The organism is Myxococcus sp. RHSTA-1-4 (assembly GCF_020037125.1).
Lineage (GTDB): Bacteria > Myxococcota > Myxococcia > Myxococcales > Myxococcaceae > Myxococcus.
In genome coordinates this window covers 169,592-194,489 of sequence record NZ_JAIQDG010000019.1, presented here as the reverse complement: position 1 = coordinate 194,489, position 24,898 = coordinate 169,592, and the positions used below count along the sequence as shown (strand labels likewise).

General features: G+C 71.1%; 23 protein-coding genes. 16 read left to right on the top strand and 7 right to left on the bottom strand.

Annotated features, from left to right (window positions below):
• Positions 1-92: 92 nt before the first annotated feature.
• Entirely contained in the window at positions 93-1,298 is a 1,206-nt protein-coding gene (locus K8638_RS25550; RefSeq protein WP_223757228.1) for a hypothetical protein, read from the top strand.
• A gap of 121 nt (positions 1,299-1,419) precedes the next feature.
• Here K8638_RS25550 and K8638_RS25545 read toward each other — a convergent pair whose 3' ends face one another.
• Together K8638_RS25545 and K8638_RS25540 are read right to left on the bottom strand one after the other, a co-directional pair.
• Positions 1,420-2,673 (bottom strand): DUF1990 family protein, encoded by a 1,254-nt coding sequence (locus K8638_RS25545; RefSeq protein WP_223757227.1) that lies wholly within the window; start codon positions 2,671-2,673, stop codon positions 1,420-1,422.
• A complete protein-coding gene (locus K8638_RS25540; protein WP_223757226.1) occupies positions 2,666-3,301 on the bottom strand; it encodes a DUF1990 family protein in 636 nt (211 codons plus the stop codon). The genes K8638_RS25545 and K8638_RS25540 overlap by 8 nt, the downstream gene beginning before the upstream one ends.
• A 122-nt stretch (positions 3,302-3,423) precedes the next feature.
• Between K8638_RS25540 and K8638_RS25535 the strand changes: the two genes are divergently transcribed.
• The gene (locus K8638_RS25535) at positions 3,424-3,714 is read left to right on the top strand and encodes a hypothetical protein (RefSeq protein ID WP_223757225.1); all 291 of its coding nucleotides are present in this window, start codon (positions 3,424-3,426) and stop codon (positions 3,712-3,714) included.
• An 18-nt stretch (positions 3,715-3,732) separates the two neighbouring features.
• Here K8638_RS25535 and K8638_RS25530 read toward each other — a convergent pair whose 3' ends face one another.
• Positions 3,733-4,107 (bottom strand): hypothetical protein, encoded by a 375-nt coding sequence (locus K8638_RS25530; protein ID WP_223757224.1) that lies wholly within the window; start codon positions 4,105-4,107, stop codon positions 3,733-3,735.
• A gap of 24 nt (positions 4,108-4,131) precedes the next feature.
• Positions 4,132-5,241, bottom strand: a complete 1,110-nt coding sequence (locus K8638_RS25525) for a DNA alkylation repair protein (RefSeq protein WP_223757223.1) — start codon at positions 5,239-5,241, stop codon at positions 4,132-4,134.
• A 309-nt stretch (positions 5,242-5,550) separates the two neighbouring features.
• Between K8638_RS25525 and K8638_RS25520 the strand changes: the two genes are divergently transcribed.
• From K8638_RS25520 to K8638_RS25510, 3 genes are all read left to right on the top strand, one after another.
• On the top strand, positions 5,551-7,449 hold the full coding sequence (locus tag K8638_RS25520; protein WP_223757222.1) for a PAS domain-containing sensor histidine kinase: 1,899 nt from the start codon (positions 5,551-5,553) through the stop codon (positions 7,447-7,449).
• A gap of 91 nt (positions 7,450-7,540) precedes the next feature.
• Entirely contained in the window at positions 7,541-7,993 is a 453-nt protein-coding gene (locus K8638_RS25515; RefSeq protein ID WP_223757221.1) for an OsmC family protein, read from the top strand.
• 169 nt (positions 7,994-8,162) lie between these two features.
• Positions 8,163-9,308 carry a DNA replication/repair protein RecF gene (locus K8638_RS25510; protein WP_223757220.1) on the top strand — a complete coding sequence of 382 codons (1,146 nt, stop codon included), beginning with the start codon at positions 8,163-8,165 and terminating at the stop codon, positions 9,306-9,308.
• A gap of 1 nt (position 9,309) precedes the next feature.
• Here K8638_RS25510 and K8638_RS25505 read toward each other — a convergent pair whose 3' ends face one another.
• A complete protein-coding gene (locus tag K8638_RS25505) occupies positions 9,310-9,714 on the bottom strand; it encodes a hypothetical protein (protein ID WP_223757219.1) in 405 nt (134 codons plus the stop codon).
• A 316-nt stretch (positions 9,715-10,030) separates the two neighbouring features.
• Here K8638_RS25505 and K8638_RS25500 point away from each other — a divergent pair, with 316 nt between their 5' ends.
• The 8 genes from K8638_RS25500 (at position 10,031) to K8638_RS25465 (ending at position 19,872) form a co-directional block, all read left to right on the top strand.
• On the top strand, positions 10,031-10,531 hold the full coding sequence (locus K8638_RS25500) for a hypothetical protein (RefSeq protein ID WP_223757218.1): 501 nt from the start codon (positions 10,031-10,033) through the stop codon (positions 10,529-10,531).
• Positions 10,528-11,337 carry an ABC transporter permease gene (locus K8638_RS25495; protein WP_223757217.1) on the top strand — a complete coding sequence of 270 codons (810 nt, stop codon included), beginning with the start codon at positions 10,528-10,530 and terminating at the stop codon, positions 11,335-11,337. The genes K8638_RS25500 and K8638_RS25495 overlap by 4 nt, the downstream gene beginning before the upstream one ends.
• Before the next feature lie 6 nt (positions 11,338-11,343).
• Positions 11,344-12,165, top strand: a complete 822-nt coding sequence (locus tag K8638_RS25490) for an ABC transporter ATP-binding protein (RefSeq protein ID WP_223757216.1) — start codon at positions 11,344-11,346, stop codon at positions 12,163-12,165.
• Positions 12,162-13,331: an MlaD family protein gene (locus K8638_RS25485; protein WP_223757215.1), complete on the top strand. Its 1,170-nt coding sequence runs from the start codon at positions 12,162-12,164 to the stop codon at positions 13,329-13,331. The genes K8638_RS25490 and K8638_RS25485 overlap by 4 nt, the downstream gene beginning before the upstream one ends.
• A gap of 117 nt (positions 13,332-13,448) precedes the next feature.
• Entirely contained in the window at positions 13,449-15,854 is a 2,406-nt protein-coding gene (locus K8638_RS25480; RefSeq protein ID WP_305071191.1) for an arylsulfatase, read from the top strand.
• A gap of 8 nt (positions 15,855-15,862) precedes the next feature.
• Positions 15,863-17,158 carry an anaerobic sulfatase maturase gene (locus K8638_RS25475; protein ID WP_223757214.1) on the top strand — a complete coding sequence of 432 codons (1,296 nt, stop codon included), beginning with the start codon at positions 15,863-15,865 and terminating at the stop codon, positions 17,156-17,158.
• 272 nt (positions 17,159-17,430) lie between these two features.
• Positions 17,431-19,680 carry a peptidase domain-containing ABC transporter gene (locus K8638_RS25470; protein ID WP_223757213.1) on the top strand — a complete coding sequence of 750 codons (2,250 nt, stop codon included), beginning with the start codon at positions 17,431-17,433 and terminating at the stop codon, positions 19,678-19,680.
• A 3-nt stretch (positions 19,681-19,683) separates the two neighbouring features.
• Complete coding sequence (locus tag K8638_RS25465) at positions 19,684-19,872, top strand: hypothetical protein (RefSeq protein ID WP_223757212.1); 189 nt, start codon at positions 19,684-19,686, stop codon at positions 19,870-19,872.
• 6 nt (positions 19,873-19,878) lie between these two features.
• Here K8638_RS25465 and K8638_RS25460 read toward each other — a convergent pair whose 3' ends face one another.
• Positions 19,879-20,823 carry a RimK family alpha-L-glutamate ligase gene (locus K8638_RS25460; RefSeq protein ID WP_223757211.1) on the bottom strand — a complete coding sequence of 315 codons (945 nt, stop codon included), beginning with the start codon at positions 20,821-20,823 and terminating at the stop codon, positions 19,879-19,881.
• A gap of 99 nt (positions 20,824-20,922) precedes the next feature.
• On the opposite strand from K8638_RS25460, the gene K8638_RS25455 reads away from it, so the two are divergent.
• From K8638_RS25455 to K8638_RS25445, 3 genes are all read left to right on the top strand, one after another.
• Positions 20,923-22,218 (top strand): M20/M25/M40 family metallo-hydrolase, encoded by a 1,296-nt coding sequence (locus K8638_RS25455; RefSeq protein WP_223757210.1) that lies wholly within the window; start codon positions 20,923-20,925, stop codon positions 22,216-22,218.
• A gap of 242 nt (positions 22,219-22,460) precedes the next feature.
• A complete protein-coding gene (locus tag K8638_RS25450) occupies positions 22,461-23,621 on the top strand; it encodes an alanine--glyoxylate aminotransferase family protein (protein ID WP_223757209.1) in 1,161 nt (386 codons plus the stop codon).
• A gap of 226 nt (positions 23,622-23,847) precedes the next feature.
• The gene (locus tag K8638_RS25445; RefSeq protein WP_223757208.1) at positions 23,848-24,456 is read left to right on the top strand and encodes a DUF2378 family protein; all 609 of its coding nucleotides are present in this window, start codon (positions 23,848-23,850) and stop codon (positions 24,454-24,456) included.
• A gap of 53 nt (positions 24,457-24,509) precedes the next feature.
• On the opposite strand, the gene K8638_RS25440 is transcribed toward K8638_RS25445, so the two are convergent.
• Positions 24,510-24,848 carry a helix-turn-helix domain-containing protein gene (locus tag K8638_RS25440; RefSeq protein ID WP_223757207.1) on the bottom strand — a complete coding sequence of 113 codons (339 nt, stop codon included), beginning with the start codon at positions 24,846-24,848 and terminating at the stop codon, positions 24,510-24,512.
• Positions 24,849-24,898: the final 50 nt, after the last annotated feature.

Here is a 24,898-nt window from a genome sequence, read left to right as displayed (position 1 = left end):
TCGGCGCATTCGTGGATCCGCACCGTTCACTCGCGCGGGTCCGCGAGGGCCGGGGGCCTGCCGGCCGCCGGGCGCCTCCGTATAGTGGAGGCGTGGCGACCCATCCGGACAACCTGCGTGCACGGCTGGAGGACCGCGCGGACCTCCTGGAGGCCACGCGCCTGCGCTACCGGGCCCTGCGGGGCATGCTGGAGGCCTTCTTCTGGAAGGACCGGGTGCGTGCCCACTTCGAGCTGCTGCGCGAGGTGGCCCAGGCCCAGCCGGAGGTGGATGCCGCGCTGGCCGCGCTGAAGCGCCGAGCCGCCGCCGAGGGCTGGCCCCACCACGCCGCTCCCGTGAAGCTGATGGCCGAGGTGGAGCGCCTGCGCGAGGCCGTGCGGCACGCCGCGCTCAAGCGGCTGCCGGAGGCACAGCGCCCGGCGACGCTCGGCGAGGCGCTGCTGAAGCTGGAAGAGGTGGTGCTGGAGGCGGGGCCGCTGCTGGGCCGGCGCACCTGGGCGCGGGCGGTGGAGCTGTTGCCCCGCAACCTGCCGGAGCTGCGCGCCGCGTGCGCCGCCGCCGAGGTGTTCGAGCGCGTCTTCAAGCGCCCCGCGCCGCCAGGGGCACTGCCCTTCACCGTGGCCGAGGCGGACGAATTGCGGCGCGCCCTGCCCCTGGCGGAGTCCGCGCTGGCGGCGCTGTGGCGGAGGTTGGAGCACTTCGACACGAGTGGCCGGGTGAAGGAGTTCCTGGAGCGGCGGGCGCCGCGCGCGCCGCTCCAGGTGCCCCGGAGCGGGCCGGAGCTGCTGCTGCACGCGGCGTTCTGGTCCGGCGTCGCGCGGGCCCGGCTGCGCGCGTTGCTGGAGGCGCGGCTGGCTCCGGTGGTGCCGGGGGAGTCGGAGGTGCCGGAGCTGCTCGTGTGGCTGGCGAGACGTGAGGGCTCCGCGCAGGGAGAGCCTCGCGAGGCGAAGCTGGAGGCGTGTGACGCCTTCGGTGAGGGCCGCGCGGGACTGTTCGCGCTGGCGGCGGAGCTGGCGGCGCTGTCCCGTGAGCGTCCCTCGGGGGCGTGGAACGAGGAGGCCGCGTGGGTGCGGCTGTGGAGCGCGGCGCAGCGGGCCCGGGGCGAAGAGGGGGCAGACGTGGAGCGCCTGCGGGACGCGCTGCGCCTGTTCATCCTCCTGCGCGGTCAGGCGCAGACGCCCGCGCGCCTGTTCTCACCCGCGCGGGCGAAGCCTCCGGCGGCGGACGTGGGCGCGGACGTGAAGGACCTGGCCGCGCTGGTCCACGCCGCGCGGACCGCCGCATCGCGTGGGCGCTGAGCGCCCTGTCCTCCGAGGTGGAGTCGGGCCCCGCTCCGTTCTCGAGCCCTCCACCTCACCCGTGGCGAACCGGCGGCGTCCACGGTCCACGCCGCCGTCACCGTCAGGCGTGGACGTCCGGCTACGCGCGCGCCTCCACCACCGGCATCAGCCGCGAGGCCAGGGCCGCCACCAGGGCGTCCTCCGCGAAGGCCGCCGCCACGTTGGGGACGCGGTAGCGCTTCGTGGCCACCGTGCGCAGCGAGTAGAAGGCCCAGGTCGACGCCACCGCCGCCGCGCCGCCCAGCACCGCCGCCAGCGCCACGATGCTCCGCTTCTGGCCCGCCACCGACGAGGCCGCGGCCACCACGCCCGTGAAGACCCGGCCCGCCAGCGGGAGGAGCTTCACGCGCGCGGGCGTCTTCGGCAGCTTGTCCGCCACCACTTCGCCCAGCGCGAGCACGCCCAGCACCTTCGGCACCCACGGCTTCGACAGTGCCACCGACAGCGGGGCCGTCCTCGGGCCGCCCGGCGCCTGGGACAGCCGCCGGCTCACCAGCGTGGGCGCGCTCATGCTCCGCATTCCCGCCAGCACGCCCAGCCCCAACGGAGTCAGAATGAGTCCTCGATTCACGGCTTCCACCTCCTCGTCCACCTGCGTCTTCCGTCGGCCCGGCGCCCGCTGCGAGTAGAACCGCACGGGCCCCAGCCCCAGCGCGTGTCCGGAGTGCTCCAGCTTTCCGCGCCGCGCCGGCTGGCCCACCAGGTCCGGGCGGTGCCGTGTCAGCTCGCGCAGGCGCACGTGCGTCAGCCGGTGCCATGCGCGCTGGTAGCGCGGCCCCACCCTGCTGAAGCCCACGCGGCTCCACCAGTTGGGGAACTCGCCCGGGCGCCAGCTCGCCTCGATGTGGAAGCGCACCTCGCCGGTGTCGTGGTCCTTCTTGAGCAGGAACCACTCGCGCCCCGACTCGATGTGCCCTTGCAGCGTCTCGAAGCTGAAGCCGTAGATGCTGTACTTCTCGTCGTGCTCCAGGCGCGTGCCGCCCACGCGCACCGCGCACAGGTAGCGCAGCTTCTGGTTGAGGGACTTCAGCTCCAGCAGCACCGTGCGGCCGCGCAGCGGCTCTTCGGTGGAGAAGTGCCAGCGGACGATGCGCGGGTCGGAGAAGTCGAACGTGTCCAGCACCCGCCGCGAGCGCTCGAAGATGCCGTCGGGCCGGGGGGGCCCGGGCGGCTCGTGGCCCAGCGTGCCCACGGAGTGCACCTGGCTCCAGCCCGCTTCCAGGGTCATCTCCCCGGCGCCCTCGGTGAAGTTGCGCCGCAGCGCGCGGGCCCGCTCCAGCCGGGGCACCAGCTCCTCTTCCGTCCAGCCGGAGCGCCACCGCCACTCAATCATGCGCCGCGTCTCCCTTCGCGAGGAACGTCGGGTCATGCTCCGGGTCCGAGCCCTCGGGCTCGTCCTCCAGCTCCGTGGTGTCCGCGTGGATGACGCCCACCACGCCCTCCCCGGCGGTGACGGCGACGCGCAGCACGAACTCGGTCCAGGTGTTGGTCTGCATCGCCTCACCCGCGCCGACGAATCCCACGTAGTGGAACAGCGAGCCGGAGCGCGCCCGGCTGCGGATGTGGAAGATGACGTCGCCGTGGTCGTTGCGGTACGCCCCGAAGGTGATTCGCCCCGCCTCCGGGTGGCCCGGCAGGGTGGCGAGCGTGAGGCTCTGCGCGTCCTTGTGGATGACGCGCACGCCGAAGGTGCCGGCGCCCTGAATCTTCACCGTCAGCTCGTCACCCGGCTCCAGTGGCTCGCCCTCGCATGACTCGCCCGTGCGGTTGAAGACGCACAGCTCCGCGGGGGCGAACTCCGGGAAGCGGCGGGCCACCCAGTTCATCACCGTGGACGGCGGGTGCTGGCAGCCCTTGATGACCGCCCAGTAATCGCGTTGCAGCAGCGGCCCCGCGCCCTGCTCGGGGAGCAGGAGGCCGCCTCCCTGGTTGCCCTCGGTCTCCGTCGATGCGCTCGCCATCTCGCCCTTCCTCGTGCTCGGCCCCACCATGATGGGGACCGCTCCGGCCGGCTGCATGGCGCCGCCGGGCTCCGGACGGAGGGGATTTGGCGCGGGCCCGCCTGCCCGCTCAGGGAGGGAGCATGGGAATGGACGTCAACCCGGCGAGTGAGGCTTCGGAGAAGGAGTACATGGCGCCTCCGGTGGTGCGTGCCGAGCACGCCGAGGGCTCGCTCACCCGCCTGCTGGAGCAGCAGACGGCCAAGGTGCCGTCGCACGTCTTCCTCTTCGCCAGCTTCTGCGCGATGGCCGCGTCGCTGGGCCTGGAGCTGAGCCGCCGCGAGCGGGCCTCGCGCTTCGTGGGCCTGTGGGTGACGCCGCTGCTGGTGATGGGCGTGTACAACAAGCTGGTGAAGACGCTCGGGCCGCGCTGAGGCGCGGCCTCCACCCGGCTACAGGTGCGTCGGGTACGCGGTGATTTCGCAGTTGCGCAGCCGGACGTGGCTGCCGGGCGCGGGCGGGGTTCCGCGCGCGGAGAGGATGACCTGTGCGTAGCCCACGCGCAGCGTCACCGTCCCCTCCGCGTCCACCGCTTCGAGCGTCCCGTCGAGACAACCCAGCGTGGGCTCGGCGGCCTGGGCCGCGGACACCTGCTCCAGCTCCTCGCCCCAGGTGAGCACCCGGGTGATGGCGAGCTCCACGTCCGTGTACTGCCCGCGCGTGGGCGGGTCTCCGCGCCAGTAGGCCCAGATGACTCCGCCCGGCGTCTTCAGCGCGACGCGCGGGCCCACCTCTCCCTGCTCCAACCTGACGACCTGGGCCTGCATGAATCTCCAGAGGTGCGGCGCGGCTCACCCGGTGACGTCCACCACGCCCAGGGGCATGCCCTGGCCATTCACCAGGGCCTCGAACCGGTGCGGGCCGGGGTAGTGACGCCGCGTGGTGAGTTGCTCGAAGGAGACACGCTTGCCCACCTCCTCCGTCTGGCCGGGCTCCAGCGTGAGGGCCTTCACCTTGAACACCTTGGGCCGCGCCGCGCCATTGGCCTTCTGGAAGTGCACCGCGAGGTCCACCACCAGCGCCTGGCTCTTGCGCGAGCGGTTGGCCACCTCGAAGCGCACGTCCACCGTGCCGCCCAGCGTGGCGCGCTTCGGCAGCGCCGTCGCGCGCACCTCGATGCCGGAGGGCTTCCCTGCTCCCACCACCTCCAGCGCCGCGGGCTCCCCGCGCTTGATGGACGAGCGCAGCGCGTGGCGGATGAGCCACTCCCGCCCGGGCGGCGCGTCCTTCATCCACGCCTTCGCCACCTGGACCAGCACGTCCGGGTGGTCCTTGCCGATGTCGTTGAGGTTGTTCGCCACCGAGCGGCGCACGTACAGCTCCGGGTCGTCCTTCAGCAGCTCCAGCAGCGCCAGCACGGGCTTCGGGTCCTTCTGGAACGCGCGCAGCCGGGGCGCCCACGGCAGCCGGGGCCGCGTGCCCTCCGAGACCAGCCGCCGCACGTGCACGTTCTTGTCCTCCGCCCACTGGCGCAGGCGGGCCAGCGTCTTCTCCGGGTGGCGTTCCAGGTACGCGCGGATGGAGAACTCCGCGGTGAAGCGCCGCGTGAGCGCGTACTGCGCGTGCATGGACTCCTCGAAGTGCTCCAGCCCGTGCTCGGCCACGTAGAGGACGTGGGGCAGGTAGAAGAACACCTCCATGCCCGAGCCCTCCGTGCGCTCCAGCTCCGGCCCCAGCGAGCGCACCAGCACGTCCACCGCGCCCGGGTAGTCCCGGGGGAGCGCGCGGTGCATCGCCTCGGAGATGTGCCGCGCGCGGCCGAGCAGCTCGTGGCCCTCCAGGCCGGTGGAGGCCTCGCGGACGAACGTCTCGCGGGGGAAGCTCTTGGAGGCACCGTGCAGCGCCGTTGCGAGGCGCTCGACGAGCCGGGCGTTGAAGAAGGTCTTGAGGGGCTCCGCCATGGCCCATCCATCCTGGCATGGGCCCTCCCGCACGCCAGCCTTCATTCGCGCCATCGCGACGCACGGCGCCATCATGTCGGGTGCGTCTCGCGTCAAGCGGGATGCCCGTCACGCGAGCCGGCGGGCGGGCAGCCGGTATTCCCGGACCCGGACTGTGCAGGGCCCCACCGGCTCTGCTACGCCGTCCTGGTGGCGAAGACGCACAGCGGTCGGGGACCAAAACATACAGGAGGCCGGGGGCGTGCCCGCTCGGGGGCCCTGTCGCGCGCCTCGTCCGGGACGCGCCCGCTGCGAGAGCAGCTCGCCTCCGTGCCGGACCCGCTCGCCCTGCTGGAGGGACTCTTCACCCACTCGCCCGTGCCCTACGCCGTCTTCTCGGCCGATGGCCACTGCCTGCTCATCAACCCCGCCTACCGGGAGATGTTCGGCTCGGAGCCTCCGCCCGAGTACAACGTCTTCCGCGACGAGCTCCTCGCGCGGATGGGGGTCTCGGACCTCTTCCGGCGCGTCTTCGCGGGCGAGACGGTGCAGACGCCGGTCTTCTGGTACGACGTCCGGCAGCTCGAGCACGTCGAGGTGAAGCAGGCCAACCGCGTCGCCATCTCCTGCCACTGCTTCCCGCTGGCGCCGAGCGGTGGCGAGGTGAGCCACGTCGCCATCGCCTACAAGGACATGACGGCGGAGCTGGCGGCACGCGAGGCGGAGCACGCGGAGCGGCAGAAGCTCTACCGCGTCTTCACCCAGGCCCCCGTGGCCATCAACGTGCTGCGCGGCGAGGAGCTGCGGTTGGAGTTCGCCAACCCGCTCCTCCAGACGCTCATGGGTGGGCGCGAGCTGGTGGGCCTCACGCTGCTGGAGGCGATTCCCGGCCTGTCCCCGGACCTGGTGAGCCTCCACCGGGGCGTGCTGGAGACGGGCGAGCGGGCCGTCGCGCGGGAGTATCCCGTCACGCTCGACTACGAGGGCCGGGTCGAGACGCGGTTCTGGAACATCATCTACGAGCCGCTCCGGGACGAGCGGGGCCGGGTGGACGGCCTGGTGACGTTCGCCTTCGACGTGACGGAGCAGGTGCTGGCGCGGCAGGCGGTGGAGCACCAGCAGAAGTGGCTGGAGGCGGTGCTGGATTTGATGCCCATCCCGGTGGTGATGGTGGAGCCGGGCACGGGGGACCTCACCTTCTCCAACGCCGCGGCGGACCGGCTCCACGGAAGGGTGATTCCGAAGGACGTGCCCTTCTCGGCGTTCGGTGAGTTGTTCCATGTCACGGACATGGAGGGCCGGCGGCTCGGCAAGGAGGAGCTGCCCGCCGCCCGCGTGGCCCGCGGCGAGCGGCTGGACGCGCTGGAGGTGAGCTGGCACACGCAGGCCGGCGACTTCTTCCTCAGCGTCTCCTCGGAGACGCTGCCCGCCATGCACGGGCACCCCGCCAGGGTGGTGATGCCCTTCCTGGACATCACCCGGCTGAAGACGGTGGAGCGGCACCTGCAGGAGGCCATCCGCGCGCGGGACGAGTTCCTGTCCGTCGCCAGCCACGAGCTGAAGACGCCGCTGACGTCGCTGGGGCTGCGGCTGCATGCGCTGGCGCGCGCCATCGACGCGGACCCGGACTCCTCGCTGGCGCGCCGGCATGGCCGGGAGGTGGCGGCGATGAAGCGGCAGGTGGCGCGGCTGGCGGAGCTCATCGACGGTCTGCTGGACGTGTCCCGCATCAGCACCGGGCGGCTGCGAATCCACCGCGAGGAGGTGGACCTGGCCGCGCTCGTCCAGGAGGTGGCGGCGCGCTTCGGGCCGGAGGCGGAGCGGGCCGGGTGCGCGCTGGACCTGCGGCTGGCGGGCCCGTGCGTGGGAAGCTGGGACCGGCTGCGGCTGGAGCAGGTGGTCTCCAACCTCCTGTCCAATGCGCTCAAGTACGGCGCGGGCCGGCCCGTGCACCTGCACGTGGAGGAGCGGGAGGGGCACGCGCGGCTGTGGGTGCGGGACGAGGGCATCGGCATCGACGCCGCCGCGCACGCGCGCATCTTCCAGAAGTTCGAGCGCGCCGTGTCCGAGCGGCACTACGGCGGCCTGGGGCTGGGGCTGTACGTGGTGCGCACGCTCATCGAGGCCATGGGCGGCACCATCCGCGTGGAGAGCCAGCCCGGCGAGGGCGCCACGTTCTTCGTGGAGCTGCCGCTCCTGCCGGTGGAGGCCGTCGTACAGGCTTCATAAGTTGGACGACGTGAAGCCGGGGCGCTTGCGTGCAATGGCGCCGGGACGGCCTATGGTGCCCGTGACGTTCCGTCATTCCGGGAGGTAGGCCTTGCACGAGTTTCCGCTGCAGCTTCGATGGGAGGGTTCCACGGCCTCCGAGTTCAGCCGTGACGCGGTGGTCAGCACCGCGGGCAAGCACGACATCGCGGTCAGCTCCGCGGGCCCGTACGGAGGGACCGAGACGCGCTGGAATCCCGAGGACCTGTTCGGGGCCTCGCTGTCCACGTGTCACATGCTCACGTTCCTGGCGCTGGCGAAGAAGGTGCGCCTGGACGTGCGCGGCTACGAGGACCACGTCACCGTCGCCATCGACACGGTGGACAAGGTGACGCGGGTGACGAAGGTCCGGCTGGCCCCCACCATCCGCGTGGCGCCGGGGACGGATGCCGCCAAGGTGCGGGAGATGTTCGAGAAGGCGCACAAGTACTGCTTCATCGGGCAGAGCATCACCGCGGAGGTGCTCATGGAGCCGGCCATCGAAGAGGTTTCGACCTCCCGCTGACGCCGGGAGCCTTCCGGTGGCGCTGGGGCGAGGTGCGCCTGCCGCTGCCCCCGAGGTGGGCCGGGCAGCCCTCCTGCTCTTCACCCGGACGGGCGCCGTCTACCGGCTCGGGACGGTGAAGTGAGATAGGTCCCCGCGAGGGCGCGGAGGAGGTTATACGGAGGAGGCCGTGCGCCTCCTCGCGCTCCAAGTCCAGGACTTCCGCAACCTCCCCCAGGTCCACCTCCTGCCCAGCGCCCACGCGACCATCGCCGTGGGGCAGAACGGGCAGGGCAAGACGAACCTGCTGGAGGCCCTCTATTTCCTGGCCACCCTCAAGCCGCTGCGCGCGGGCCGCCTGTCGGAGCTGGTCCGCTGGGGCACCCAGACGGCGCGGGTGACGGGCCGCTTCCTCCTCAAGGGAGCCGAGCGCGAAATCTCCGTCGAGGTGGGCGGTGGCACACGGCAGGCCTTCGTGGACGGGAAGAAGGCGCCCAGCCTGGAGGAGTACTTCGGCGGTGTCTCCGTGGTGGCCTTCACGCCGGATGACCTGGAGGTGGTGAAGGGCGGGCCGGATGCCCGGCGGACCTTCCTGGACCGCGCGGTGTTCAACCGCTTCCCGGCCTTCCTCCGCGAGAGCCGCGAGTACGCGCGCGCCCTGAAGAACCGCAACCGCCTGCTGCGCGAGGGCCACGCGGTGGAGGCCGCGTACCTGGAGGCGTACGACGAGACGCTGGCCAAGGCCGGGGCGCGCATCTACGCGCGGCGGCGCGCGCTGATGGCGGAGCTGGCGCCCCGGGCGCAGGCCACCTTCGCGTCCATTGGCCGCACGGTGGACCCGGCCTCGTACGGCTACCACCCGGCGCACCTGGGAGGCGACTTCGCCACGGCGGACGAGGCGGCGCTGGCCGCGGCGCTGCGCGAGTCACTGAACGAGCGCCTCCGCAGGGATTTGGACCGGGGCTTCACGTCGGTGGGGCCGCACGCGGACGACGTGTCGGTGACGCTGGGCGGGCGCAGTGCCCGGGCGTACGCGAGCCAGGGACAGCAGCGGGCGCTGGTGCTCGGCTGGAAGATTGCCGAAATCGAGAACCTGGAGGCCGCGATGGGCTTCCTGCCGCTCTTGCTGCTGGACGACGTGTCGAGCGAGCTGGACCCGGAGCGCAACGCGTACCTGATGAACTACCTGGCGAAGAGCGGCGCGCAGGTGTTCCTCACCACCACGGACGGCTCCCTGGTGCGCGCCGCGGCGGCGGAGGACACGCTCTGGCTCTCCGTCCACGCGGGGCAGGTGGTGGTGCGCGGCGGCGAGCAGTCGCCCCCGCCCGAGTCCTGACTCAGGGCATGGCGCGGCGCCGGTGCCAGGGCCAGTGCACGTGGAAGCGCCGCTCCTGGTGGGCCCGTTCGTGGGCCGCCGCCTCCTCGGGACTGATGTGTCCGAAGAAGGCGTAGCGGTACTCCGCCCACAGCAGGCCGTACGCCACGGCGAACACGAAGGTGAAGAGAGACAGCCACCACGGCGTGCCCGTGGCCATGGCCACCACGGACAGCACCAGCAGCGTCACGCCCAGGCCCAGGGATATCTCGCGCAGCCGCTTCGACTCGCTGAAGGCCACCCCCATGGACACCAGCGAGATGACCAGCAGCACCCACGCCAACCAGTAGGAGGTGCGCGCGTAGAGGTTGGCGATTCCCAGCAGGAACAGACCGAAGCCGAATACCGCGAGTCCGCCGTCCATCATGTCCTCCCCACCCGGAGCCGCTCCTCCTGAAGGGGAGGGAGCGGGAAACGGGAGGGCCCCTCGCATGCCTCCGCATTCCCGTGCCGGGTTGCTGGGAAGAAGATGGGAACCGGCGCGGCGGCGGGGGACTCCCCTCGGCCGGAGGCCCGTCGTGATTGACCGGAGACGTGGCGGACGGACATGCACGGCCCCCCGCGCGGGAATGCGCCGAGGTGTGACAGTGGACGTTTCCCCACATGGAAGACCTTGCAGGGACGCCTTCGCTGGCGCATGACTGCCCGCACAGGGTCGGGAGAGACACACGAAGAACGGTGCCATGCCACGGATACTGTTGCTGCTCCTGCTGGTCGCGCCCCTCGCGGGCTGCCGCCGTGTGAGCTTCGAGGACTCCGTGCTCACCAAGCCCGCCGTGCGCTACCGCGTGGGCAAGCTGCCGGAGTCCTGGCACCGCGTGTGGCTGGAGGGCAACGACCTGGCCTTCTCCGAGGAGGGCACCGGCCGCGCGCTCTCCATCAACGCCACGTGCGAGGGGCATGACGACCCGCCGCTGCCGGTGCTCACGCGCCACCTGCTGGCGGGCTTCACCGAGCGCCAGGAGGTGTCCCAGCGGCTCGTCCCCCTGGCCGGGCGCGAGGCCCTGCGCAGCCGGTACCTGGCGAAGCTGGACGGCGTGCCGGTGCAGCTCGAGCTGGTGGTGCTGAAGAAGGACAACTGCGTGTTCGACTTCTCCTACGTGGCGCCGCCGGGCCTCGCGGAGGAGCGGATGGCGGACTTCGACGGGGTGCTGGCCGGCTTCGAAGCGGAGCGCCGCTCATGACGCCGCAGGTGGAGGCCGGCGGAGCGGCGTTGCCGGAGCGGCGGCTGGGGTCTGTGCTTCGCGCGAAGGTGCGCCTGGAGTCGCTGGGGGCGCTGGCGCTGATGACGGGCCAGGTCTTCAGCCGCGCGGTGCGCCCGCCCTACAACTGGGGCGCGCTCGTCTACCACACCGAGTCGCTGGGCGTGCGCTCGCTGCCCATCGCCCTGCTCACCGCGACGTTCGCCGGGCTCGTCATCTCGCTGCAGTTCGGTTACTTCCTGGCGCGCTTCGGCGTGCAGTACACGGTGGGGCGCGTGGTCATCCTCACGCTGTTCCGCGAGCTGGCGCCGGTGCTCACCGCGCTCACGGTGGGGGCGCGCATCGGCAGCGGCATGGCGGCGGAGCTGGGCTCCATGACGGTGACGGAGCAGGTGGACGCCATCCGCGCGCTGGGCGCGGACCCGCTGCGCAAGCTGGTGGTGCCGCGCGTGCTGGCGTGCCTGCTGGTGATGCCGGTGCTCACCGTGTTCGCGGACGTCGTCGGCCTGGTGGCCGGTGCGCTGGTGGTGCGCCTCCAGTACGGGCTGACGTTGGATTTGTTCTTCCAGGGCGCGCTGGACGCGGTGCTGATGGAGGACTTCCTCTCCGGCGTCTTCAAGGGCGCGGTGTTCGGCGTCATCATCGGGCTGGTGGGCTGCTTCAAGGGCCTCACCGTGGAGGGCGGAACGGAGGGCGTGGGCCGAGCCACCACGCAGACGGTGGCCGTGACGTCCGTCGCGGTGTGTCTGGCCGACTTCTTCATCACCAAGCTGGCGCTGTACTTCTGAGGCCCCATGCGTCTTGCCCGCCGCCAGGAGTCCGACGTCTTCGACTTCCACAAGCCCACGCCGGGCGAGCAGCTCATCCACTTCGAGCACCTGACGAAGGCGTTCGGCCCCAAGCACGTCTTCGACGACGTGGAGCTGGACGTGCGCGCGGGGGAGACGCTGGTGGTGATGGGGGGCTCGGGCACGGGCAAGAGCGTGCTGCTCAAGTGCCTCATCGGCCTGTTGCGGCCGGACACCGGGCGCATCCTCTTCCAGGGGCATGACCTGATGCGCTTCTCGGAGGAGCAGTTCATCCGGGTGCGCCGGCACGTGGCCATGGTGTTCCAGGGCTCGGCGCTGTTCGACTCGCTGACGGTGGCGGAGAACGTGGCGTACCCGCTGCGCGAGCACTTCCCGGACATGCCGGAGGAGGAGCTGCGCCGGCGGGTGGCGGAGAAGCTGGCGCTGGTGAATCTGCCGGGCACGGAGGGGCTGATGCCGTCGGACCTGTCCGGGGGCATGAAGAAGCGGGTGGGGCTGGCGCGGGCCATCGCCACGGACGCGGAGGTCATCCTGTGGGACGAGCCCACCACGGGACTGGACCCGGTGACGACGCAGTCCATCAACGAATTGATCAACTCGATGAAGACGAAGCTCGGCGTCACCTCCATCGTCGTGACGCATGACATGGTGAGCGCCTTCACGGTGGGGGACCGGCTGGCGATGCTGGCCAACCGGCGCATCGTCCAGGTGGGCACGCGGGAGGAGATGCGGCGCTCCACGGTGCCGGAGGTGCGCGCCTTCCTGGACGCGCGCCGCGCCGAGCTCGTCCCGGGAGGCGCGTCATGAGTCTGTTCACCTCCGCCTCGGGGCAGCGGCGGCTGGCGCTGCGCGCCGGAATCTTCGTGGCCATCGGCATGGCGGTGGCGGGCGTGGTGATTTTCTTCATCGGCGAGGAGTCACGCCTCTTCGAGCGCCAGACGGTGTACCGGGCCTACTTCAGCAACGTGCAGGGGTTGAGCGAGGAGTCGCCGGTGTGGCTCGGCGGCCTGAAGGTGGGGCGGGTGACGGGCATCTACTTCTCGCCGGACCCGAGGGACCCGCGGCTGGAGGTGCGGTTCCAGGTCGCGCGGAGGTACACGGACCGCGTGAGGACGGACTCGGTGGCGCAGCTCACGAGCATGGGCGTGCTGGGGGACAAGGCGGTGGACATCTCGCTGGGGGGGCCGGACGCGCCGCCGGTGGAGCCGGGTGGGGTGCTGAAGTCGTCGGCGGGCGGGGACCTCTCGGCGCTGCTCGACAGCGCGGGGCAGGTGATGGAGAACACGCTGGCCATCAGCGAGTCGCTGCGGGCGGCGGCGCAGGCGTACGGGGACCCGGCGCTGGCGGAGGACGTGGCACGGGGGATGGCCTCGCTGCGGGCCGTGCTGGAGGAGGTGGAGAAGGGCGACGGCGCGCTGCACGCGCTCATCTACGACAGGGCCTCGGGCCGCGAGGTGCGCACGCTGCTGGCGAATGCGTCCCAGGCGGCGGTGCGGGTGGACAGCGCGGTGGGGCACCTGGAAGCGCTGCTGCGCGAGGTGCGCACGGGGGACGGCACGGCGCACGCGCTCATCTACGGCGACGAGGGCGCGACGGCCCTGCGCGAGCTGGGCGCGGCGGCGGGACAGCTGGCGGGGCTCATCGAGGACGCGAAGAAGAGTCCGAACGGGGCGGTGCACCAGCTGGTGTACGGCGACGCGAGCGGGATGTTCGCGGACCTGGGGAACGCGGCGGAGAACCTGAAGGACATCACCGCCACGGTGGCCAAGGGGGAGGGCACGGTGGGCGGGCTCATCAGCGACCCGACGGTGTACGAGGACCTGCGCGAGGTGTTGGGCAACGTGAAGCGCAACCGCATCCTCCGGGCGCTGGTGCGCTTCTCGCTGAACAACCGCGAGGACCTGGAGAAGATTGGCGAGCCCCAGAAGGAGGAGAAGCCCGGGACGGCTCCGGTGGAGACTCCGGGGCCGTAGCCGCCGGGAAGAAGCAGGGCCCTCGCAACGTCTTGAATCTCATGCCGGTGTGTCCCACGGGGTAATGGTCCGGGGCCTCGCGAGCTTTAACTTCCGCCTTCCAGAGGAGGGCGGGGCATGAAGAAGAACGGAAAGCAGCGGCAGGCGGGGAATGGGGGGCCGGCTTCTCCCAACGAAGGACTCCAGCGCGAGGTCCTCCCCATCCCGGACCAGCCCTACCAGGGCGTGCGTCCGTTCAACGCCAGGGACCCGAGCGCGAAGTTCCCGCCCATCGTCCCGCTGCGGCCTCCGAAGGGCGCGCCCAACGTCCTCGTCATCCTGCTGGACGACGTGGGCTTCGGTGCCTCCAGCGCCTTCGGCGGCGTCGTGAACACGCCCACCGCGGAGCGCCTGGCGGCGAAGGGCCTCAAGTACAACCGCTTCCACACCACGGCGCTCTGCTCGCCCACGCGCGCCGCGCTCCTCACCGGCCGCAACCACCACGCGGTGGGCTTCGGCGGGATTACGGAGCTCGCCACCTCCTCGCCGGGCTACAGCTGCGTGCGCCCCAACCACTGCGCGCCGGTGGCGGAGATTCTCAAGCTCAACGGTTACAGCACCGCGCAGTTCGGAAAGTGCCACGAGGTGCCCGTCTGGGAGACGAGCCCGGTGGGGCCCTTCGAGCGGTGGCCCACCGGCTCCGGCTTCGAATACTTCTTCGGCTTCATCGGGGGGGAAACCAACCAGTGGTACCCGGCCCTCTACGAGAACACGTCGCCCATTGAACCGGACCGCACGCCGGAGCAGGGCTACCACTTCATGGAGGACATGACGGAGCGGACCATCGACTGGGTGCGGCAGCAGAAGGTGCTCGTGCCGGACAAGCCCTTCTTCGTCTACTTCGCCCCGGGGGCCACCCACGCGCCGCACCACGTGCCCCAGCAGTGGGCGGACAAGTACAAGGGCCGCTTCGACGCGGGCTGGGATGCGCTGCGTGAGGAAATCTTCGCGCGGCAGAAGAAGCTCGGCGTCATCCCCAAGGACGCCCAGCTCACCCCGCGCCCCAAGGAAATCCCCGCCTGGGAGGACATGCCGGAGAAGCTCAAGCCGGTGCTCGCGCGGCAGATGGAGGTCTACGCGGGCTTCCTTGAGTACGCGGACTTCCACGTGGGACGGCTCATCGACTCGCTGGAGAAGATGCACCTGCTGGGGGACACGCTCGTCTACTACATCCTTGGGGACAACGGCGCCTCCGCCGAGGGCACCCTCAGCGGCTCGCTCAACGAGAACCTCTTCTTCAACGAAATCCTGGGCGTGGAGACACCCGAGTACCTCATCCAGAACATGCACAAGCTCGGCACGCCCGAGGCCTACAACCACTACGCGGTGGGCTGGGCGCATGCCATGGACACGCCCTACCAGTGGACCAAGCAGGTGGCCTCGCACTACGGCGGCACGCGCAACGGCTGCATCGTCCACTGGCCCAACGGCATCTCGGCCCAGGGCGAGGTCCGCTCGCAGTTCACCCACGTCATCGACGTGGCGCCCACGATTCTGGAGGCCGCGAACCTGCCCCAGCCGGTGCTGGTCCACGGCGTGCAGCAGACCCTGATGCAAGGGGTGAGCATGCGCTACAGCTTCGACGACGCGAAGGCGCCGGAGCGGCATGAAACACAGTACTTCGAGATGTTCGGCAACCGCGGCATCTACCACCAGGGCTGGACGGCGGTGACGAAGCACCGCGTCCCGTGGGCGGCTGCCCCGGAGGTGAGCCTCGAGAAGGACGTCTGGGAGCTCTACGACACCACGAAGGACTGGACGCAGGCGCGCGACCTCGCCGCCGAGCAGCCGGACAAGCTGCGCGAGCTGCAGCAGCTCTTCCTCATCGAGGCCTCCAAGTACTACGTGCTGCCGCTGGATGACCGCGGCCCCGAGCGCTTCAACTCGGACTTCGCCGGGCGGCCGGAGCTCATCCATGGCGACTCGCAGGTTCTCTCGGGCTCCATGCGGCGGCTCAGCGAGAACTCGGTACTGAACATGAAGAACAAGTCGCACTCCGTCACCGCCGAGGTGGAGATACCGGAGGGCGGCGCGAGCGGCATCATCATCACCCAGGGCGGCATGTTCGGCGGCTGGTGCCTCTTCATGCGCCGGGGCCGGTTGTCCTACTGCTACAACTACGGCGGGCTGCGCCGGGACTACGTCGACTCCGACCGCGAGCTGACGCCGGGCACGCACCAGGTCCGCATGGAGTTCAAGTACGACGGCGGCGGCCTGGGCAAGGGCGGCGACGTGACGTTGTACGTCGACGGCAAGAAGGTGGGCCGCGGCCGGCTGGAGAAGACCCTGTACAACATCTTCTCCGCCGACGAGACGACCGACGTGGGCGTGGAGATGGGCTCGCCCGTGGCCGAGGGCTTCCACGACGGCGACAGCAGGTTCACCGGCCGGGTGAAGTGGGTGCAGCTCGACAAGGGCAAGGAGGACTTCGACCACTTCGTCTCGCGGGAGGAGCTCTTCAAGGTCGCGATGGCCCGGCAGTAGGAGCGCGCATGTCCCACGACTCGCCCGGCGCGCCGCAAGCCTTCCACCTGCTCGCCAAGCCCACGGGCGCGGTGTGCAACCTGGACTGCAAGTACTGCTTCTTCCTGTCCAAGGAGCGGCTCTACCCCAACAGCACCTTCCGCATGTCCGACGAGGTGCTGGAGCGGTACGTCCAGCAGCTCCTGGAGAGCCACGGCGACACCGAGGTCGACATCGCGTGGCAGGGCGGCGAGCCGACGCTGATGGGGCTGGAGTTCTTCGAGCGCTCGGTGGAGTACGTGGAGAAGTACCGGCGGCCGGGCCAGCGGGTGAGGTACTCCCTCCAGACGAATGGCACCCGGCTGGACGACGCGTGGGGCGCGTTCCTCGAGAAGCACGGCTTCCTCGTGGGGCTGAGCGTGGACGGCCCGCGCGAGCTGCATGACGCCTACCGCGTCAACAAGGGCGGCGCGGGCACCTTCGAGCAGGTGATGCAGGGGCTCGCGGTTCTCCAGCGGCACGGGGTGGCGTTCAACATCCTGTGCACCGTCCACGCCGCCAATGCGGAGCACCCGCTGGAGGTGTACCGCTTCTTCCGGGACGAGCTGGGCGCGCGCCACCTCCAGTTCATTCCCATCGTCGAGCGCGAGGCCGGCAACCGCGTCACGGAGCGCTCCGTGGGCGCGGAGCAGTACGGGCGTTTTCTCATCGCCATCTTCGAGGAGTGGGTGCGCCGCGACGTCGGCGAGGTGTTCGTGCAGATGTTCGACGCGGCGCTCGGCGCGCACGTGGGGCAGTACAGCCTGTGCATCTTCTCGCCCACCTGCGGCGACGCGCTCGCGCTGGAGCACAACGGCGACCTCTACTCGTGCGACCACTACGTGGAGCCGGACCACCTCCTGGGCAACATTCGTGACACGTCCATGGCCCGGATGGTGGCCTCGGAGAAGCAGCGCAAGTTCGGCCGGGACAAGCAGGACACGCTGCCGCGCTACTGCCGCGAGTGCCCCGTGCGCTTCGCCTGCAATGGCGGCTGTCCGCGCGAGCGCTTCATCTCCACGCCCGGCGGCGAGCCCGGCCTCAACTACCTGTGCGCGGGCTACAAGCTGTTCTTCACGCACGCCGACAGGCCCATGCGCATCATGGCCGGGCTGCTCCAGCGCGACCGGGCCCCGTCGGAGATTCGCCAGCTCTACGCGCGGGAGGACGCCGAGCACCGGCAGCGGGCGTTCGCCCGGGCGGGCCGCAACGACGGGTGCCCCTGCGGCAGCGGGCGCAAGTTCAAGCGCTGCCATGGGGCGCACGGGGCCGCTTCCGCCCGGTGAAGCGCGGCGGCGGACGCGCTCGAGCCACGACCGGTAGTCTGCCGGCGCCCGTACATCCTGTTCCAGCCGGGAGGAGGGACAGGCCGCATGGCAGGCCCACGCTCCCCAGGGGGCGGGGAACGCGGGCATTCTTCCCCCTCGCGTAGCCACACTCGGGCCTTTGGTCCGTATCCGGACTGAGCCGCCCATTTCACCCGGACCAGGCGGGCGGACCCGGGACATTCAGGACCCGCCCACCGCGAATCCCCTTCGCGCCCGGTCGGTTGTATGCCTTGTCACTCCAGCGTGATACCGACTCGCCCGTGCCTCGCTCCCGGCTCGCCGTCGCACTGCAACCGTACCCGCTCCGCCGCCAGCTCGAGGAGGCCGACTGCGGCCCCGCCTGCCTGGAGATGCTCTCCGCCTACCACGGTGGCCGGCACGAGCTGTCCGCGCTGAAGGAGCTGGCCCATGTGCAGACCACCGGCACCACCCTGGTGGACCTGTACACCACCGCGGAGAAGCTGGGCTTCAAGGCCCGCGGTTTCCACGTGGAGGACTTCTTCGACCTGGATGACGAAGAGGGCCGCGCCATGCTGCCCGGCATCATCCACTGGGAGGAGAACCACTTCGTCGTCCTCTACAAGCTGACGCCGAAGGAGGCCCTCATCGGCGACCCCGCGCTGGGCCTGCGCCGCATCCCCCGCGCGCGGCTCGGTGAGCACTGGAACGGCATCCTCCTGTCCCTGGAGCCCACCGAGGCCCTCTACCGCCCCGTCGAAAGCGCCGGCACGCCCGCCGAGCCCCAGCGCGGTGGCGGCCTGAAGCGCTTCGGCCGGGGCCTGCTGCGCTACCGCCTGCTGCTGTTCCAGGTGCTCCTCACCACCGTGCTCCTCCAGGGGCTCGCGCTCGCGCAGCCCTTCCTCATCCAGGGACTGGTGGACAAGGCGGTGGGCGGCCGGAACGTGACGCTGCTGACCGCCGTGGGCGTGGGCCTGGGCGTGCTCCTCGTCGCCCAGGTGCTGGTGGCGGTGGCGCGCGGCACGGGCCTCTTTCTCCTGTCCAGCGGCTACTCGGTGCTGCTGCTCGCGCAGTTCTGGAAGCGCCTGCTGTCCCTGCCGGTGACGTTCTTCGCCCGGCGCCACCGGGGCGACCTGCTCCAGCGCATCGAGGACCACCAGCGCATCCGCCGCATCCTCCAGGGCGCGTCCGTGTCCGTGCTGCTCGACCTGGTCATGCTCTTGGGCTACGGCGGGGTGCTCTTCCTCTACGACGCCACCGTCTTCGGCATCTTCCTGGCCGGCGCGGCGGTGTACACGGTGTGGACGCTGCTGCTCATGCCCCGGCGCACGGTGCTGGACCAGCAGCGCTTCCGCGCCGCGGCGGACACCAGCCGGCTGGAGATGCAGATGCTCGGCGGCATCCAGACGCTCAAGGCCTGCGGCGCCGAGCGCCAGGCCCGCGCCCGCTGGGAGAAGCTCCAGGCCCGCGAGGTCGCGGCCGGGCGCGACATCTGGCTGCACGACACCCTCCACAACTCCGGCGCGATGTTCGTCAACCAGTCCGTGTACGTGGGCATCCTCGTCTACGAGGCGCACCTGGTGCTCGCCGGCCAGCTCACGCTGGGACAGATGGTGGCCACGCTCTCCATCCTCGGGCTGGTGCTGGCGCCCATGCAGAACCTGGTGATGTTCATCCACCAGCTCCAGGACGTGTTCATCTCCCTGCGCCGCGTGGACATCGTCTACGACGCGGAGCCGGAGCTGCGCGACGACACGGTGCCCACCACGGGCGCCCTCTCGCGGGCGCCGGAAATCACGCTGGAGGGCGTCACCTTCCGCTACGGCTCGCCCAACGAGCCGGCCGTGCTGGAGGACATCGGCTTCACCATTCCCGCGGGGAAGATGACCGCGATTGTCGGCCGCTCGGGCGCGGGCAAGACGACGCTCACCCAGGTGCTCTACGGCCTCTACCGTTCGCAGCAGGGCCGCGTCCTGTACGACGGCCAGCCCATCGAGTCCTTCGACCCCACCGCCCTGCGCCGCTCGGTGGCCTTCGTGTTCCAGAAGACGGACATCTTCGACGGCACGCTGGCGGAGAACATCGCCCTGGGCGACGACCACCCGGACATGGACCGCGTCCTGTACGCCGCGCGCACCGCGTGCCTGGACGAGCTGCTCGCCCTGCCCAACGGGCTGAAGACGAAGATTGGCGAGGCCGGCGTGCGGCTGTCCGGCGGCGAGGAGCAGCGCCTGCAACTGGCTCGCGCGATTTATCGCGACCCGCGTGTGCTCTTCCTCGACGAGGCCACCAGCCACCTGGACGCGGAGCTGGAGCGCGCGATTACAGAGGCGCTCCAGCGCGAGGCCGCCGGACGCACCCTCGTCGTGGTGGCCCACCGCCTGTCCACCGTGCGCCGCGCGGACAAGATTGTCGTCCTCGACAAGGGCCGCGTGGTGGAGGAGGGCACCCACGAGGAGCTGGTGGCGATTCCGGGGGGGCGCTACCGCTCGCTCGTGGAGAACCAGATGGAGCAGAGCTGAGCCATGACGCCTTCGACTCCGCCCCGCCGGGATGACGACCTGGACGCCGACCCCGCCCTCACCGACGAGCTGCGCGCGGTGATGCACCCGCGCCCGCACCGCGCCCTGGCCTTCACCGTGACGCTGGTGGTGGTGCTCGGCGCGCTGGCGTGGGGGGCCTCGCGCACCGTGCTCGCCGCGCTGTGGGAGTGAGCTCCGCTACGCCCGCCGGGCGTGGCGCGCCAGCGCCCGGGTGAAGTGGCCGGCCACGTCCGTGCCTCCACTCGCGTCGAAGCCGAGGAACATGGCCGACCCGTTGAGCTCCAGGAACTTCAGCACGCCGTCCTGTCCGCGCTTGAGGTCCAGTCCCGTCCACCGCAGGCCGAGCACCTCGCAGGCCTTCACGCAGTCACGGGCCACCTCGGGTGGCAGCTCGATGGGCTCCAGCCGCTCCTCGTTCTGCCGGAAGTCGAGCGCCTTCGTGACGATGCGCAGGCTGGCGATGATTTCCCCGTCCAGCACGTAGACGCGAATGTCCTCGCCGGGCAGCAGCTCCTGGAAGGTGACGGGCGCGGCGGCCAGCGCGGCGAGCCGCTCGTCGGTGAGGTCCTCGGGCAGGAGCTCTCGCGTGGCGGCGCCGCCGCTGACGGGCTTGTAGGCCACGCGCTGGCCCGCGGCGAAGCGGCGCACCGCCTCCGGGTCATTCGTCCACAGCGACCGGGGCACCGGCAGGCCCGCGGCCTTGAGCGCGCCGAGCTGCGCCGGCTTGTGCATGATCCAATCGCTGGAGACCGGATTGTAGAGAGGCACGCCCAGGTGCTCCCAGCGGGCGACGAGCCCGTTGAGCAGGGTGGCCTTCTCGCGGAAGGCGGTGAGCGTGGTGCGCCAGTCCTCGTCCATGGCCTCCTGGGCGTCCACCATGTACGCCAGCGGGCTGGAGTGCAGGCCGCGCAGGTAGACGGCGGCGGGCCGGCCCACGTGGCGTCCGTCCACGACGATGCCGTCCAGGTCATCCGTGAGAGACACCTTCGTCTCGTCCGGGAAGGCCAGCGTGTCCACCACGACGGCGTCCACGCCCTCGGCGGCCAGCCGGCGCGCCACTTCCTTGATGTGGATTTCCTCGCGGGAGCCCACGAGCACCACCGTCCCAGTGTCCGTCTTCATGGTGCCTGTGTACCCCCGGGCTCCCCGTCAGGAAATAGAAACGGCGGGCCCCACCGTTTCCGGTGACTTCGCCGGAGGCCTGGGCTCCAATCCGCGCCCATGCACGCGCTCTCGCTTCGTGAAGACCGCTTCCTGGAAGTGCTCCGGCGTCTCATCGCCCTGACGCCGAGGCTGCAGAACAACCCCAGCGCCGGACTGGTGCCCGAGGAGCGGCTCGCCGCGCAGGTGGTGCTGGACGCGCTGGCGCCGCACATCCAGAGCGGCTTCATCCAGGCCGAGTCGCTGGCGGCTCCGGGCAACGAGGCGCGGCCCAGCCTGGTGCTCACCGTGAAGGGCACGGACTCCGGCGCGGTGGGCTTCGTGGGCGCGCACTTCGACGTCGTGCCCGCGGACCAGAAGGGCGAGGGCTGGGAGAGAGACCCCTTCACGCTGTGGGAGGGCCCGGGCGGCGTCCTCTACGGGCGCGGCGTCACCGACTGCCTGGGCCACGTGGCGGTGCTCACGGACCTGCTGGCGCAGCTCGCGGAGAAGGGCACGCGCCCGCGCCGCACGCTGAAGGTGGTGCTCATCTCCAACGAGGAGTCCACGGACCTTCCGGGCCTGGGCCTGGGCTACGTGGCGCAGCAGGGACGGCTGAAGGAGCTGATGGGCGAGCCGGTGTACTGGCTGGACAGCGCCAACTTCGGCCCCACGCTGGGCACCGGCGGCAACGCGCTGTGGGAGCTGAAGGTGACGGGCGTGGGTGGGCACTCGGGCATGCCACAGAACTGCGTCAACGCGCTGGAGCTGGCCATGGCCGTGTCGCTGGAGCTGGCCCGCTGGTTCCACGCGCACTACCCGCCCACGGAGGACGAGAAGAAGTGGGGCTTCCTGTCCTCGTCCAGCCTCAAGGCCACCGTGGTGGAGGGCCCCAACACGAAGGAGACGAAGATTCCCGCCGACGTCACCCTGCGCGGCGACATCCGCCTCACGCCCTTCTACGACATGAAGGACGTGCAGCGGGCGGTGACGGACTTCGTGCGCGAGCTGGATGCGCGCCTCGAGCGCGACGAGCCCATCCCCGGCTTCCCGCGCACCCGCACCGCGGCGGGCAAGCGCGGCTCGCTGGCGTTCCGCTTCCAGGGCGGCGGCACGGAGGGCATCGCCTGCCGGCTGGACTCGCCGGGGCTCCAGTCGCTGAAGGAGGCGATGCTGGCGGTGCGCGGCGTGGCGCCCACGCCCTTCTCGCTCACCGGCTCGCTGCCGCTCGTGAGGGACTTGCAGCGCCAGGGCTGTGACGTGCAAATCACCGGCTTCGGGGAGATGGCGTACTACCACGCGCCCAACGAGCAGGCCCGGCTGGAGGACTTCCGGCAGGGCTTCTCCATCCTCCGCGAGCTGCTCGTGCGGCTGTAAGGCGTCCGTGGCCCCGCGATGCGTGTCGTGGACGCGGGGCCTCGTCCTCCGGCCGTCGAGGCGCTCTCGCGCTCTCCGGAGCGGACGCCGCCTCGCACGTCCGGCCTGCGTCCGGCATTCCGGCGCACATCCCCGTGGACAGCGGCCGGGGCCGGTGGGCACAGTCGGTCCGCGCCATATCATCGAGGGGGCAGCGGGCACCTCCGCCCGCGCCAGACCCGGGCGAGAGGAGTGGTGACACCGTGAGAGACCTGCTGATGATTCCGGGGCCGGTGGAGTTCGAGCCGGAGGTGCTGCAGGCGCTGGGCGCGCCCACGCTCGGCCACACGGACCCTGCCTTCATCACCGTCTTCGGCCGGGCGCTGAAGCGGCTGCGCGAGGTGTGCCTCGCTCCCAGCAGCCAGCCCTTCGTGGTGTCCGGCTCCGGCACGCTGGCCATGGAGCTGGCGGGCGCCAACCTGGTGGAGCCGGGAGACCGCGCGCTGGTGGTGAACACCGGCTACTTCAGCGACCGGATGGCGAAAATCCTGGAGCGGCACGGCGCGCAGGTGACGCACGTGGGCGCCCCTCCGGGCGAGGCTCCGTCCGCGGACGAGGTGGAGACGCACCTGGCGCGCGGCGGCTTCAAGGTGATGACCGTCACCCACGTGGACACCTCCACCGGGGTGCTGGCGCCGGTGGAGGCGCTGGTGCGCGCCGGGCGCAAGCACGGCGTGCTGGTGGTGGTGGACGGCGTGTGCGCCACCGCGGGCGAGTCCTTCCACCAGGACGCGTGGGGCGCGGACGTGTACCTCACCGCCAGCCAGAAGGCGGTGGGCGTGCCGCCGGGGCTGGCGCTGCTCACCGTGGGGCCCCGGGCCATGGAGGCGTGGCGCAAGCGCCGCGCGCCGGTGGCCAGCGTCTATGCGGACTGGGCGGAGTGGCTCCCCATCATGGAGGCGTACGAGGCGGGCAAGCCGGCCTACTTCGCCACCCCGCCCGTCAACCTCGTCTGTGCGCTGGACGTCAGCCTGGGGCAGATTCTCGCCGAGGGCATGGAGGCGCGCTTCGCACGGCACCAGCGCATGGCCCGCGCCTTCCGCGCCGCGTGGCGCGCCCTGGGCCTGCGCACGCTGCCCGTGTCGGACGCCGTGGCCGCCAACACCCTGAGCGCCGTCTACTACCCGGACGGCGTGGACGCGGCGCTGGTGGGGCGGGTGAAGGGCCAGGGCATCGTCGTCGCCGGCGGCCTCCACCCGGAGCTGAAGACGCGCTACTTCCGAGTGGGCCACATGAACCGCGTGGGCCCCACCGACGTGCTCGCCACCGTGGGCGCCGTGGAGCGGGCCCTGCTCGCCGCCGGCCACCGCTCCGAGCCCGGCGCCGCCGTGGCCGCCGCGCAGGCCTCCCTCATCTCCGGCTGAGCGTCCCCTCCTTCCGGGGAACTCCGACCCGTGAGGTCTCTCGCCCACCCGGGCGAGGACCCTACGGGTTTCCACGGATACTGAAATTTGATTCGACATCAGCATAAAAATATGAGATGGTTGGCATCCCGGAAGTGGGGGGAATCGGGCCAGTCCTGAAGTACCTGCCAGGTTTGCTGGAGGTGTCCCCAGGTCCGGCTCGTAGGGTCCCCTCGGGGAGATGACCATGCACGTGAGCATCGAATCGAGCGCTGGAGGGGCGGCCTGGGAGCTGGAGCTGCGACGCCTCGCCGCGACCGAGGACGACACCGCGCGAGGCATGTTCTTCGCGGGGACGCTGGACGTGGTGGGCTTCCTGGGCGGAGACGGCGCCGTGGCCCGCTGCAAGGGCGTGGCGGGCCTGTGGGAAATCAACCCGCTGCACATGTACCCCATCAGCCGCTTCCTGCGGATGGTGTCCACGGCGGCGCGGCTGCTGGCGCCCCAGTTGAACGGCTTCGAGGGCGTGCTGCGCCGCATGGGGACGCAGGCCACGCTGGACTTCCTGGCCTCCATGTTCGGCAAGGACCTGATGCAGACGGCCGGCGGCAACCCGCGCAAGCTGCTGCAGTCGCTGGGCGACTCGTACCGCATGGCGGTGAGCTACGGGGACCGCTACCCGCTGTGGACGGGGGAGAAGAGCGCCCGCTTCATCATGCGGCGCGACTTCATGCCGGCCGCGTACCACGAAGGGGTGCTCCTGGGCATCCTGGAGGCGGTGGGCGTGCGAGACCTGCGGGTGCACGGGCGCCAGGTGGCGCTGCTGGACAGTGAGTACGAGCTGTCCTGGAAGTAGCCCGCACGCGCCGGGCTGGAGGTGAAGTGTCGTCGCCGGCGCCGCGCGCACGGCTACCGGCCCAGGGCGCCCGCCATGATGACGAGTGCCTTGAGCTTCTCCTCGTCCAGCGTCTCGGAGAGCGTCACCAGCCGGCGCAGCAGCGGCGCCTGCTTCTTCGCGCCGGAGCGGGACTCGCGGGCGAGCCCCAGCAGCTCATCGGTGGACGTGCGCAGCACCGTGGCCACCTTTCGCAGCGTGGACACCCGGGGCAGCATCTTCCCGCGCTCCATGCGGCTGTAGACCATGGGGTGCATGTCCAGGAGGGAGGCCACCTCCACCTGCGTCAACCCGCGGCGCGCGCGGGCCTCGCGCAGCGCCTTGCCAAAAGTCGCTCCCAGCTCTTCGTCCATGTGCGGGGCGGGAGCGTAGCGGAAATCCCCGTCTGGCGAGGCGGGCCTCA